Here is a 12,600-nt window from a genome sequence, read left to right as displayed (position 1 = left end):
TGTAATATCGTATACGAAAATAGTCGTATTGCTATATTTAGCATTGTTTTGTAGATATAAATTTTTTTCCTAAACCACCAATTACCGGGACACCATAAACTCAAACATACTAGACATTTGTATACAACGGAGTGAAGAGATTTCTCAAAATTTAGAGTAATTTATGTTATTTCACAGATAAAAAAATCATAAAAACATTACGATTTGGTTAAAAAATTGTGCCAAATCTTACCTTTGCAGCCATTTATGTTAAACAATAAGGGCTATAGAAGTAGATTTTAAACCCTTTTCTTAGCATTACTTTTAAGATAAGAAACAAACACTAAACTCAATTTCAATATATGACTTCATTTTTTCCGAAACCTTTATTAGGTTTATCCGCCGCTCTTGTTCTTATGGGTTGTGGCTCTACAGCATTGGTATCTACTCCTATTGAAAGTATTGATACTACTCCTTTAAAAATATCCGATTTATCAGACGCCCAGAAAAAGAACTGGGGTCATTTGGATCTTGTTTCTGACACTATTCCGGGAATGAGCGTTGATAAAGCGTATTCTGAAATTATTAAAAACAGAAAAGGCGAAACCGTAATTGTTGCGGTTCTTGATTCAGGAATGGATTTAAAGCATGAAGATTTAGACGATGTACTTTGGACCAATAAAGGTGAAAAGGCCGGCGATGGTATAGATAACGATAAGAATGGTTATGTTGATGATATTCACGGATACAACTTCTTGGGCGAATCATACAATGAGCAATTAGAGGCTACCCGTATTGTTAGATTAAAGTTAGGTGATGCTGCTTTGCAAGCAAAAGCCAAATCAAAAGTAGACACAGAATATGCAAAAGCTGGTCAACAAAAACAGCAGTATGAGCAAATCTACCAAACCGTTAAAAATGCCGATGATGCCGTTAAAAAGGAATTAGGCAAAGATACTTACACCGCAAAAGATCTAGCTGGCATTAAAACAACAGATGAAGGCATGCTCCAGAACATTGCCATATTAACGCAGATGTTGAGTTATGAAGACTCTATTCCCGAGGTTTTAGAACAAGTTGAAGGAGGTATAAAACACTTCTCTGATCAATTGAATTACAACTATAATGTAGACTTCAATGGTAGAAAAGATGTGGGCGACAACCCATATGACATTACGGACTTGGGCTATGGTAATGGAAACCCACAGAATCGCCAAGAAGATGAAAGTCATGGTACTCATGTTGCCGGCATTATTGGTGCAGAACGTAACAACGGTAAAGGAGCAAACGGTGTGGCCAATAATGTTGCAATTATGAGCATACGTGCCGTTCCCAATGGCGATGAATACGACAAAGATATTGCTTTGGGCATTCGTTATGCGGTAGATAATGGGGCTAAAGTTATTAATGGTAGCTTCGGAAAATCTTTTTCTCCAGAAGCTAAATGGGTTTATGATGCCATTAAATATGCAGCAGACAAAGATGTTCTTTTTGTGCATGCAGCGGGCAATGAAGGAGCGGACTTAGATGACCCTGCCAACCCTAACTTTCCAAATGACCAAGTAGACAATGGTCCTGAAATTGCAGATAACGTTCTTACCGTAGGCGCATTATCTTCTAAATATGGTTCTGAAATGGTTGCTTCATTTAGTAACTATGGAGATGTAAACGTTGATGTTTTTGCTCCAGGTGATGAAATATACTCCTCAATGCCAGGTAACGAATATGATTTTCAGGGAGGTACTTCAATGGCCGCTCCTGCTGTTGCCGGTGTTGCCGCATTAATACGCTCTTACTATCCTAAATTAACGGCTTCTCAAGTAAAGCATATTATTATGGAATCTGGTCTTGCCCCAATAACTAAAGTTATTTTATCCGGTGATACTTCCAAAACCGCTACTTTGGAAGAAGTTTCAACTTCAGGGAAAATCGTAAATGCCTACAACGCCTTGATAATGGCGGACAATGTATCTAGAGGAAAAATAAAACTATAATATACCATGAAGTATTTTTTTAAATCAATCGCTGTCGCTATTGTCCTAATGGGCCAACTAGCAGTTGCTCAGAACACACCATATTGGCAACAGCACGTAGATTATACTATGGAGGTAGATATGGATGTGGAGAGTTTTCTGTACACCGGTACCCAGAAGCTGGTATACACCAACAACTCTCCTGATGAGATTACCCGCGTTTACTATCACTTGTTTTTTAATGCCTTTCAACCCGGTAGTGAGATGGATATGCGCTTGCAGAGCATTCCTGATCCAGACGGCAGAATGACTGATGAGCAAAAGAACAGTAGAATTGCAACACTCAAAGAAAATGAAATTGGTTATTTGCACGCTACATCACTTACCCAAGATGGTGTTAAAGTAGATTTTGTTGAAGAGGAAACTATACTTGTTGTAGAGTTGGCTAAGCCTATTCCTCCTAGTGGGAAGACTACTTTTGAGATGGAGTTTAAAGGTCAAGTACCTATTCAAATCCGTCGTTCAGGAAGAAACAGTGCCGAAGGCGTTGCGCTATCTATGAGCCAGTGGTATCCAAAACTTGCAGAATACGATTTTGAAGGCTGGCATGCCGACCCATACATAGCTCGTGAATTTCAGGGCGTATGGGGTGATTTTGATGTAAAATTGACTATTGATAAGGGTTACACCGTGGGAGGTTCTGGGTACCTTCAGAACCCTCAGGAAATTGGTCATGGGTATGAAGCGCCGGGCACCAAAGTCAAAAAACAAAAAGGCAAGACGCTTACATGGCACTTTAAAGCACCCATGGTTCATGACTTTATGTGGGCCGCAGATCCTGAATATTTGCATGACACGTTGCAAGTGGAAAACGGACCTATGCTTCACTTCTTGTACAAGGATAACAAAGAAATCATAGAGAACTGGAAAAAACTTCAGCCTAAAACAGCTGAGTTTATGAAGTTCTTTAGTAAGAATATTGGTGAATATCCCTACGAGCAGTATTCTGTAATTCAAGGTGGTGATGGTGGTATGGAATATGCCATGGCTACTTTAATCACCGGAGAACGCAAATTTGAAAGTCTGGCAGGGGTAACAGCTCACGAGCTTGCTCATTCTTGGTTTCAGCATATCTTAGCGACTAATGAATCTAAGCACGAGTGGATGGATGAAGGTTTCACAACGTTCATTTCTACATTAGCCATGAACGAGGTGATGCAAGAAAATAAAGAAAACCCTCTTGAGGGCACATACAAAGGATATTACAGTTTAGTGAACTCTGGCAAGGAGCAACCACAAACTACTCATGCAGACCGTTACGACCTTAATTTTGCTTATGGAATTGCTGCATACAGTAAAGGTTCTATTTTCTTATCGCAGTTGGGTTATATCATCGGACAAGATAAGTTAATGGAAACCATTCGTAAGTATTACGAAGACTTCAAGTTCAAGCATCCTATTCCAAACGATATTAAGCGTACCGCTGAGAAGGTTTCCGGTATGGAGCTGGATTGGTACTTAACCGATTGGACACAAACTACAAACACTATAGATTACGGCATTAAAGATGTTAAAGACAATAACGGAAAAACAGAAGTTTCCATGGTACGTACCGGTGCAATGCCAATGCCCTTAGATATTTTAGTAATTTATGAAGACGGTACAAAAGAAACTTTTTACGCTCCTTTACGCATGATGCGAGGCGAAAAAGAAAACCCCTACCCACAAATAAACCGAACGGTATTAGGAGATTGGCCATGGGCACAATCCAATTACAACTTTACCATTAACAAACCTGTTAATAGCATTAAAGCGGTAGTTATAGACCCTTCTCAATTAATGGCAGATATCAATCAAGAAGACAATGTTTGGCAAAAAACAGCGGAATAAATAACTAAAAAGTGTTTATTTTTTCTTCAATGATTAGATTTGTAATTGCCCCCGTTAACCGGGGGCAATTTTTTAAATAACGTTTATGTCCGACCTCACTTTCCCGAAAAAAGAAAAGCTAAAAAGCAAAAAGCTTATAGAGCAATTGTTTGCCGAGGGGAAGTCGGTTTCCGTATTTCCGATAAAACTAATTTATCTTCCTGTTCAATTTACAGAAGACACACGCTTAAAGGCTGGAGTTACCGCTCCCAAAAAGAATTTTAAAAGTGCAGTAAAACGAAATCGTATTAAGCGTTTAATGCGAGAAGGTTATAGACATAACAAACACCTTGTTTTCAACAATAGAGAAGGCTCTTTTGCGTTTCTATTTTTATACCTTGGCAAAGAGATGCCTTCTCAAAGCAATGTTAAAAAAACGATGAAAGAAGTTATAAAGCGTTTTTTGGACAAAAACACTTCAGATATAGGCATTTAGGATTAAAAATATAGGGGCGGTCCATGACCAAAAAACTATCAAAAATATAAAAGAAGATGAAAAAGATGCTCGGCAAAAAAATACTGATTCCCGCCTTCGCAATTGTCATTCTAATAGCGGGCAGTAGTTTTGTAAAAAGTGATTTCTTTGAAATTGCCAAGCAAATTGAAATCTTCACTACCCTATTCAAGGAATTGAACATGAATTATGTAGATGAGACCAACCCTGCAGAACTCATGGATACCGCCATAAAGAACATGTTGGATGACCTTGACCCGTACACGAAATTCTTAAATGAACAAGATGTAGAAACCTACCGCATAAACAATGCCGGGGAATATTCGGGTATTGGTGCGTTGGTACGTTCCTTTAAAGACCGGTTATTGATTGTAGAACCGTACAAAGATTACCCTGCGGACAAAGCCGGACTAAAAGCAGGGGACGAGATCATTAAAATTGGTGCCATTAGTGTTTCCGATTTTGATAACAACGCAAGTGAACTCTTAAAAGGAGCCAATAATACAGCTGTTGAAGTCACTTTTAAAAGACAGGGCGAAACTAAAGTTGCCACTATTACCCGTGCCGCCGTAGAAGTAGATGCCGTACCGTTTTATAAAATGGTAGATAACAAAACAGGCTACATTGTTCTTTCCAGATTCAACGCCAAAGCTTCTGCACAAACTAAAGAAGCGCTTGTAGATTTAAAGGAAAAAGGTGCCGAGAAAATTATATTGGATTTAAGGAACAACCCAGGCGGATTGCTATCTGAAGCCATAAACGTTACCAATCTATTTGTAGACAAGGGCGAATTGATTGTAACCACAAAATCCAAGGTTAAAAAATTCAATACCGAGTACAAGACCAGAAACAAACCTGTTGATATGGAAATTCCATTGGTGGTTTTAGTAAACGGTAGCAGTGCTTCAGCAAGTGAAATTGTTTCCGGTGGATTACAAGATTTGGACCGTGCCGTGGTAATGGGTGCGCGTAGCTTCGGAAAAGGACTTGTACAGCGCCCTTTAAAGCTTACTTATGGCACACAGCTAAAAGTTACCATAAGTCGCTATTACACCCCTTCTGGAAGATGTATTCAGTCATTGGACTACTGGAACCGCGATGAAGATGGAAATGCGGTGCAAAAGACCGCTTTTAAGGACTTTAAAACACGTAACGGTAGAAAAGTGCAAGATGGTGGCGGCGTGTTGCCCGATATTGAAGTAGCCTCGGCAAAAGCGAATGAGCTTACCACTGCCCTTTTGAACAATAATGTGATTTTTGATTACGCAACGAACTATTTCTACAAGCATCAACTACAGGAGGTGTCTAACTTTAAATTTTCCGATACCGATTACAAAGAATTTAAGACCTTTGTTTCCAAAAGCGACTTCTCATACGAGACTAAAACGGAAAAGACCCTCAAAGCAGCTATGACAGACCGTGAGGAAGTGATTTTTAATGATGCCATCGAAAATGATTTCAGGACGTTATTATTGGATATTGAAAAGAGCAAAATTGCTGCTTTAGACGATTACCAAAGGGAAATAAAAAGCAAGCTGGAAGATGAAATCGTAAAACGTTATTTCTATCGTGAAGGTCTTTACGACTACTATCTTAAAAATGATGATGCCATTTTAGCGGCTACCGAACTTTTGGACAACGAAAACAAATACTGGGATATTCTAAAATAAGAGTTTTCACTTTAATTATGGCCTTCAATAAAATTCATCATATTGCCATTATTTGCTCAGACTATCAAAAGTCCAAGCACTTTTATGTTGAAATTCTCGGCTTGGAAATCTTGAACGAAGTTTTTAGAAAAGAACGCCAGTCATATAAATTGGACCTTGCTCTTAACGGGAAATATATAATTGAACTCTTTTCATTTCCTAATCCACCGCAACGGCCTTCACGGCCAGAAGCTCAAGGTCTGCGCCATTTAGCTTTTGAAGTGGACAATGTTTCCGAAGAAAGAGAAAGACTTATTAAAAAAGGTGTGGATGTTGAACCCATCAGAACCGATGAATTCACGGGCCGCAAATTTACTTTCTTTGCGGACCCAGATGACCTTCCTCTTGAACTCTACGAAAAATAGAAGTTTCTTAAGGTTTTAAATTTTTGATTTTTACATTTCTAAAGTCGATAGGCTGCCCTTCGCTCTGCAAAGCGATCATACCTTCTTTCAACAGTTTGCCATCTTCTTTTTGTTTGGGGTCATAACCAACAACGGTGCCTCCACCAACTTGGGGTTTAGCATATTCCAAAACCACTTCCCCATTAATAATTTGCGTTACCAAAGAATCTCCTCTAACAATCAATTCGGCTTTTACCCATTGGTCGCCATAATAGGTTTTGGAAGAAGATCGTAAACAATGGCTTGGGTATATCTTGCCCTCATATTCAATTTCAGTTGCTGGGGAGCACATATTACCTGTAGGCCTAGCTTCGCCTTCCTTTATTCCGCCAAGAAACTGCATTTCTACGGAAATGGGCCAGTTCTGCTCTTTCAACATGGTTCTTGGGTCTTGAGAATGGTACATGACACCACTATTCATCTCTGTAAAAACCGGCGCACCCTGATGAAGGTCTCCCACAAATCTGTATTCCATGGACAAATGGAAACTAGAGTACGGCTTATTAAAATATAAATGTCCAAACCTATCGTTGAAATCGCCGTCATATTGATCATAACGCACTTTGATCATACCATCTTCAGCACGGAAGGTATCCCCAAAATTATCTCCTGTTTCGTAATGATGAATTTTTGTGGTCCAACCGTCTAAATTCTTACCGTTGAACATATCTTCCCAACCGGTTTCAGTAACCGTAGTTTTGGTTGAATTACAAGCCACAAGGGCGATGGAAGAAATAAAAAGGGCAATTTTTGAGAATTTCATAATATGCGTGTTGAGAGAAATTTGATTGAGTATGTTATTTTAAACTTTGAAATATACTTTGTGTTTATCTAAAAAGTAAGTGATATACCAAAAGATGAAAAGTACGAACAAAGCATTAATAACCATAATTAGTTTTTCCGGAATACCAAGCGGAGACAAAAGTCCTTCGGTCCAAATTTGGCCAAAACCCCTAAACCATTGTACTCCTACCGTTTCGGCAAATAGATAAATAAAAATAGAATTTGTGCCAACAACGGAAAAAATCTTCAACCACTTCATTTGGTTTCCTTTTACGTCAATTGCCCAATAGAAAAGCGTCAGCGTCAAAATAGCCAATCCACCGGAGGCCAAAGTAAAGGAGCTGGTTGCAATACGTTTTATTATAGGTGTGATTCCTGCAAAATCCATAACAATACCAAGTACAAGTAAAACAGTTCCATAAATTAAAAAAGGTTTCAGTTTTTCTTTTACCGATATATGAGATAGTAAAATCCGTCCACAGACAACACCCCAAATGGTATGGGCCGCTGTTGGAATAAAGTTTACAAAGACCCAATACCCATCATTTACCTGCCCCATTACCAACATATCTATATACGAACCGAAACTTTCGTGACCTTGTGCATAAGGTGCTTCCGGGTTGTAGGCGCGATACAATATCTCTGTAAGAATAAGCAAACCTAATGATATACCGATTTGTATTTTATTTGGAAGGTTCATAATCGCATAGGCGATAAGAATGGTAAAGGCCAATTGTACCAGTACGTTCCAAAGCTCCCAAACTAAAGCATGGCTATAGACGCAATGCAACAACACACCAAATGAGAAGAGTAAAAAACATCTACGTAAAATATGTTTGGTAACCCCTTTTCTATCTCCCGAAGCAAGGCGCTTCCTTAAAGAAAAAGGCATGGCAACCCCAACAATAAACATAAAGAAAGGTTGAATCAAATCCCAAAACCGGAGTCCATTCCACGGGTGATGATGTAATTGATGTGCAAGACCGGAAAACATAGTTCCTTCGGTCAGTTCCGAAAAATTATGGTGAAATCCCGCCGCTTCGGCAATAAGTAAAAACATGGTAAGCCCTCTAAAAACGTCCAAAGAAAAAAGACGTTTTGAAACATTTTCTGCTAATTGAGACATTTTCGGTAATGCGTTGGTTGATTCTTCTAAAGTAGGGAAAATATTAGATTTATAGGCTCTTCATAATTTTCAATCATTATACTTATCTTGGTAATGATGGATATCAATCTGAAGAAACATATAGAATATTTGCTTTGTATAAAGATTCAAACAATGCAATCGGTTTCCGGCGGTGATATTTCGGAGGCCTACCATTTACAATCGGAAACAGAACGATTCTTCTGTAAAGTCAATCATGGAAGCAATGCGCATGATATGTTCAAGGCCGAAAAAGCCGGCCTTGTTGCCATTGCCAATACTAAAACTATTGCGGTGCCTAGAGTGTTTCTATGTGAGGCGCTTGATACAGGTGCCTTTTTAGTTATGGAATATATTGAGCCCAAAAGACCCATGGAACCAGATTTTGAACAATTGGGTCACCAACTAGCAGGTTTACATCTGAATGGCACCTCCGATGCTTTTGGTTTTTCTATCCCTAATTTTATTGGTAGCCTTCCACAATCAAACTCTGCTCATTCCAATTGGCCCGCATTTTATGTTCAAGAGCGACTGGTGCCTCAGCTTAAATTGGCAAAAGAATCTGGAAAGCTAGACGATAGTGAAATTCCTGTGGAAGACAAACTTTTGAAAACGTGCCAAAATCTATTTCCGAACACAAAACCATCTTTAGTACATGGCGATTTATGGAGCGGAAATTATCTGATATCAACAAACGGCACTCCCTATTTAATAGACCCAGCAGTGTATTATGGCCATCATGAAGTAGATTTGGCCATGACCCGGCTCTTTGGAGGTTTTGGTGCTTCTTTCTATAATGCTTATCAAGAACATTTTGCGCCAATTGGTAATGAAAAAGAACGAACGGATATCTATCAACTTTACTATCTCTTAGTGCATTTGAACCTTTTTGGTAATTCTTACAAAGCTTCGATTACTGAAATATTGCAGCGGTATTTTTAAGATTCTTCTGTCATTTCCCTTGAAGTATCTTGAAACAGAAAGAAGCGTGATGCTTGCGGTAGCAGGGTCAATAAAGAAGTTTAATCTACAATATATCACCTGATTTAGAAACGATTTTTTATATTTTTCTTATAGAATAACAGGCTTGTATTTATGTCTTGAGCTTAAACTAAAGAAAACTTTGATGGAATTAAAAGACGCATTTGACGAAATTTAAAACCATACTCATCTATGGAATTGGGGACCGGATTGGATAGTACTTAAAAAGTTTACCTGTCTTTTTCGGAGTCCTATTCTATATTAACTCCTTTTGCGTATTCATATTTAGAAGAACTAATTAGGTCGACAACAAGTGAATATGGCAGAGAATTAGTCAATACAAACGGAAAATTGAAAAAATATAGAAAAGTCGGTACTAAATTAATCTATTTAGCGATTGAGGAAAATAAAGATAGTAACCCAGAATTTGTTGAGATTTTACCAGAAATAAAGTCCTATTTCTCACAATCTCACCCAACCGATAAAGGAGATAATCGAAATAGCGTTGCTCACGGATTTATGCATCCTAGATTTTGGAATCAGGATTCATTTGAAAAGTTAATTCTCGATATTGCAAAACTCTCAAAACATGCGAGATTCTAAATGAACAAATATTAATTGAATAAATAAAAACATCCCTGGAAAGCAACGATAAGGGCTCTTTTACTGATTCCTTAAAGGTACAATAAATCCCTTTTGGAAAGCGCACCTTACTAAAGACGAATAGATTTACCCTAATCCTTAAAAACAGGGTTTTTAACCAAACTGATCAAAGCGTCGTCATTTTCCTTTAAGATGCGTTTTGAGCGCAGATAGCGGTTATGGTTGTGCTCATCATAATTATCTGCATTGGGATCCATACTGTTTATACGTACCATCTCTGAGGCGTGTATAAATTCATTGTTTCCGATCCACATTCCTACGTGTACTACTTTTTCTGCGGTAGAGTCCGTGGCTTTTCTTCCAAAGAACAACAAATCTCCTTTTTGCAATTTATCAAAATTCTTCACAGAATCAATGGCTTTGCCTGTATGTACCTGTTGTGAGGCATCTCTGGGAATGACCATTCCGTTCAGGAAAAAGATAGTTTTGGTAAATCCGCTACAATCCATGCCTTTTGTTGAAGTGCCTCCCCATAAATATGGAACTCCCATAAGTGTTTTTGAAGTTTTTACAAGGCTCTCTTGGGTAGGTTCTAATTTTTCTAACCACGCATCGTAGGGTTCTGACTCTTCCTTTCTAACCACCGCTTTACGGCCATCTGGGTACTGCACTTCAAAAAAATCATCGGTCTCGCCCGTCATTTCAATAATATCTCCTGCAACCAAGTCAGAAACACGCTGCGTTGCCTGAGTATCTTGATATGAATATCCCGCAGTTTGTGTGTAGATGAGTTTTGTTGTGCTTTTCCAATTCTGGGCTTGAGTGTCATCCATTAAAACAATTCCACCTACATTAACCCAGGAAAGGTATTTATCGGGCGTTTGAATGTAATACCAATTTTCTTCTTTCTTAAATACTTTAACCGGCGTACCTAACGTAGCCTGTGTTGCCAATTCTGCGGAATGTTTTGGATTGCTCCTGAGATTCGCCACAGAAATATTGATTACCGCATGAGTCTTACCATCTAACGATTTTGAGGGTAGAACTTCAATTTCGTTTACATATTCTAAATCTGTTTTACTGTCCAAAACTTGCTTAAGAGCCTGTACAGCCTCAGGCATGTTACTTTCTCCCTTTATAATATACTTTTCGGTATTTGTAAAAACATGTACGTCAAAAAGCGCAGTTCTTTTGTCCGGTGCATATTGTTTTTTCACCTCAGAAATACTCTCCAAAAGCATCGCTTCCTTCTTACTTTTCTCAGTACAGGAAACCAAAAGCAGTATTAAAATTCCAGTGAGCAGATGCTCTATCTTATATCTTTTCATCCTTAATGTTGTATCATCTTTACTTTGCATTAGTGAAATTATGTAATTTTATCGCAAATGAGCAAACTCAAAGCAATAGAACTTTTTGCAGGTGTCGGAGGATTTCGCCTAGGGCTGGAAAAAATAGGAAAATATAAGGTAGTTTGGAGTAACCAATGGGAGCCCTCTACCAAGGCTCAACACGCCTCTTTAGTGTACGAGGCCAATTTTGGAAAAGAAAACCACAGTAACCAAGATATTGCTGAAGTCCCCACTGATACTATTCCCGATGCAGATGTGCTCGTAGGGGGATTTCCATGCCAAGATTACTCCGTAGCAACCACCTTACATAATTCTAAAGGTCTAATCGGCAAAAAAGGAGTGCTCTGGTGGACTATACATCGTATTCTATCTGAAAAGAAAAACCCTCCTAAATACCTATTTCTTGAAAATGTAGACCGTTTGTTGAAATCACCTTCTGCCCAACGTGGGCGTGATTTTGCTATTATGTTAAAAAGTCTTGATGATTTGGGTTATGCCGTAGAATGGCGGGTTATTAATGCCGCAGATTACGGTATGCCACAACGGCGAAGACGCATCTTTTTCTTGGGATATCATAAATCAACTCCCCTTTATAAATCTTTGAAAAAGGCCAACCCTGCTGATTGGGTGTTATCCTTGGGGACTATTGCTTCAGCATTACCTGTACAGCAAACCACTCAAAAACCTAGTTCTTTTAAGATTGAAGGTGATTTAGTTCATATCTCCGATAACTTTAATTTAGGTGAAAAGTTATCTCCGTTTCAAAACTCTGGTGTGTTTATAAATGGTAAGGTATTCACCGTAAAAACAGAATCCAGTTATGCAGGGAAACGTGCTGTTTTAGGCGATGTGCTTCAAAACGGCGAGGTAACCGAAGAATTTTATATTCCTGAAGAGGATTTTCATAAATGGGAATATTTAAAGGGTGCTAAGAAAGAAGTGCGAACCGCAAAAACGGGATTCACTTATAATTACAGTGAGGGTGGAATGATATTCCCTGATGCCTTGGACAACGCTTCAAGAACCATTATTACTGGTGAAGGTGGAAAATCTCCTTCTCGATTTAAACATGTGGTACAAACAAATAAGGGATTACGGCGATTAACTCCGGTAGAATTAGAGCGTTTGAATATGTTTCCCGATAATCATACGTTATTAGAAGGTATAAGTGACACCAAACGTGCGTTTTTTATGGGAAATGCCCTTGTTGTTGGTGTTGTTGAGAAGATTGCTCAAGCTCTGGCCGCTAAAATTGAAGTATAAATACTTAAAAATCTTTCATTAATAATCTC

General features: G+C 38.5%; 11 protein-coding genes. 8 read left to right on the top strand and 3 right to left on the bottom strand.

The window, feature by feature from the left end; genetic code table 11:
* Positions 1-341 precede the first annotated feature (341 nt).
* The 5 genes from KO521_RS16475 (at position 342) to gloA2 (ending at position 6,409) form a co-directional block, all read left to right on the top strand.
* Positions 342-1,973, top strand: a complete 1,632-nt coding sequence (locus KO521_RS16475) for a S8 family peptidase (RefSeq protein ID WP_215941008.1) — start codon at positions 342-344, stop codon at positions 1,971-1,973.
* Between the two features lie 6 nt (positions 1,974-1,979).
* Positions 1,980-3,842, top strand: coding sequence for a M1 family metallopeptidase (locus KO521_RS16470; protein ID WP_215941007.1), 1,863 nt, complete (start codon positions 1,980-1,982; stop codon positions 3,840-3,842).
* 85 nt (positions 3,843-3,927) lie between these two features.
* Complete coding sequence (gene rnpA, locus KO521_RS16465) at positions 3,928-4,317, top strand: ribonuclease P protein component (protein WP_215941006.1); 390 nt, start codon at positions 3,928-3,930, stop codon at positions 4,315-4,317.
* A 56-nt stretch (positions 4,318-4,373) separates the two neighbouring features.
* A complete protein-coding gene (locus KO521_RS16460; protein ID WP_215941005.1) occupies positions 4,374-6,005 on the top strand; it encodes a S41 family peptidase in 1,632 nt (543 codons plus the stop codon).
* Positions 6,006-6,022: 17 nt separating this feature from the next.
* Positions 6,023-6,409, top strand: coding sequence for an SMU1112c/YaeR family gloxylase I-like metalloprotein (gene gloA2 / locus KO521_RS16455; protein WP_252730090.1), 387 nt, complete (start codon positions 6,023-6,025; stop codon positions 6,407-6,409).
* A gap of 7 nt (positions 6,410-6,416) precedes the next feature.
* Here gloA2 and KO521_RS16450 read toward each other — a convergent pair whose 3' ends face one another.
* The gene (locus KO521_RS16450; RefSeq protein ID WP_215941004.1) at positions 6,417-7,211 is read right to left on the bottom strand and encodes a 3-keto-disaccharide hydrolase; all 795 of its coding nucleotides are present in this window, start codon (positions 7,209-7,211) and stop codon (positions 6,417-6,419) included.
* Positions 7,212-7,250: 39 nt separating this feature from the next.
* The gene (locus tag KO521_RS16445; RefSeq protein ID WP_215941003.1) at positions 7,251-8,357 is read right to left on the bottom strand and encodes an acyltransferase family protein; all 1,107 of its coding nucleotides are present in this window, start codon (positions 8,355-8,357) and stop codon (positions 7,251-7,253) included.
* A gap of 93 nt (positions 8,358-8,450) precedes the next feature.
* Here KO521_RS16445 and KO521_RS16440 point away from each other — a divergent pair, with 93 nt between their 5' ends.
* Positions 8,451-9,317 (top strand): fructosamine kinase family protein, encoded by an 867-nt coding sequence (locus KO521_RS16440; RefSeq protein WP_215941002.1) that lies wholly within the window; start codon positions 8,451-8,453, stop codon positions 9,315-9,317.
* Between the two features lie 390 nt (positions 9,318-9,707).
* Positions 9,708-9,959 carry a hypothetical protein gene (locus tag KO521_RS16435; protein ID WP_215941001.1) on the top strand — a complete coding sequence of 84 codons (252 nt, stop codon included), beginning with the start codon at positions 9,708-9,710 and terminating at the stop codon, positions 9,957-9,959.
* 131 nt (positions 9,960-10,090) lie between these two features.
* On the opposite strand, the gene KO521_RS16430 is transcribed toward KO521_RS16435, so the two are convergent.
* The gene (locus KO521_RS16430) at positions 10,091-11,287 is read right to left on the bottom strand and encodes a C40 family peptidase (protein ID WP_215941000.1); all 1,197 of its coding nucleotides are present in this window, start codon (positions 11,285-11,287) and stop codon (positions 10,091-10,093) included.
* A 57-nt stretch (positions 11,288-11,344) separates the two neighbouring features.
* Here KO521_RS16430 and dcm point away from each other — a divergent pair, with 57 nt between their 5' ends.
* Positions 11,345-12,571, top strand: coding sequence for a DNA (cytosine-5-)-methyltransferase (gene dcm / locus KO521_RS16425; protein WP_215940999.1), 1,227 nt, complete (start codon positions 11,345-11,347; stop codon positions 12,569-12,571).
* The last annotated feature ends 29 nt before the right edge of the window (positions 12,572-12,600 follow it).

It is taken from the genome of Zobellia uliginosa, from assembly GCF_018860745.1.
GTDB classification, from domain to species: Bacteria; Bacteroidota; Bacteroidia; order Flavobacteriales; family Flavobacteriaceae; genus Zobellia; species Zobellia uliginosa_B.
The sequence above is the reverse complement of the archived record's forward strand: the minus strand, read 5'-3'. Positions and strand labels throughout refer to the sequence as shown.

Coding starts and splice junctions, on each gene's coding strand:
- gloA2 (WP_252730090.1), top strand. CDS start 6,023: ATGGCCTTCAATAAAATTCATCATATTGCCATTATTTGCTCAGACTAT.
- KO521_RS16440 (WP_215941002.1), top strand. CDS start 8,451: ATGATGGATATCAATCTGAAGAAACATATAGAATATTTGCTTTGTATA.
- KO521_RS16445 (WP_215941003.1), bottom strand. CDS start 8,357: ATGTCTCAATTAGCAGAAAATGTTTCAAAACGTCTTTTTTCTTTGGAC.
- dcm (WP_215940999.1), top strand. CDS start 11,345: ATGAGCAAACTCAAAGCAATAGAACTTTTTGCAGGTGTCGGAGGATTT.
- KO521_RS16470 (WP_215941007.1), top strand. CDS start 1,980: ATGAAGTATTTTTTTAAATCAATCGCTGTCGCTATTGTCCTAATGGGC.
- KO521_RS16475 (WP_215941008.1), top strand. CDS start 342: ATGACTTCATTTTTTCCGAAACCTTTATTAGGTTTATCCGCCGCTCTT.
- rnpA (WP_215941006.1), top strand. CDS start 3,928: ATGTCCGACCTCACTTTCCCGAAAAAAGAAAAGCTAAAAAGCAAAAAG.
- KO521_RS16450 (WP_215941004.1), bottom strand. CDS start 7,211: ATGAAATTCTCAAAAATTGCCCTTTTTATTTCTTCCATCGCCCTTGTG.
- KO521_RS16430 (WP_215941000.1), bottom strand. CDS start 11,287: ATGAAAAGATATAAGATAGAGCATCTGCTCACTGGAATTTTAATACTG.
- KO521_RS16460 (WP_215941005.1), top strand. CDS start 4,374: ATGAAAAAGATGCTCGGCAAAAAAATACTGATTCCCGCCTTCGCAATT.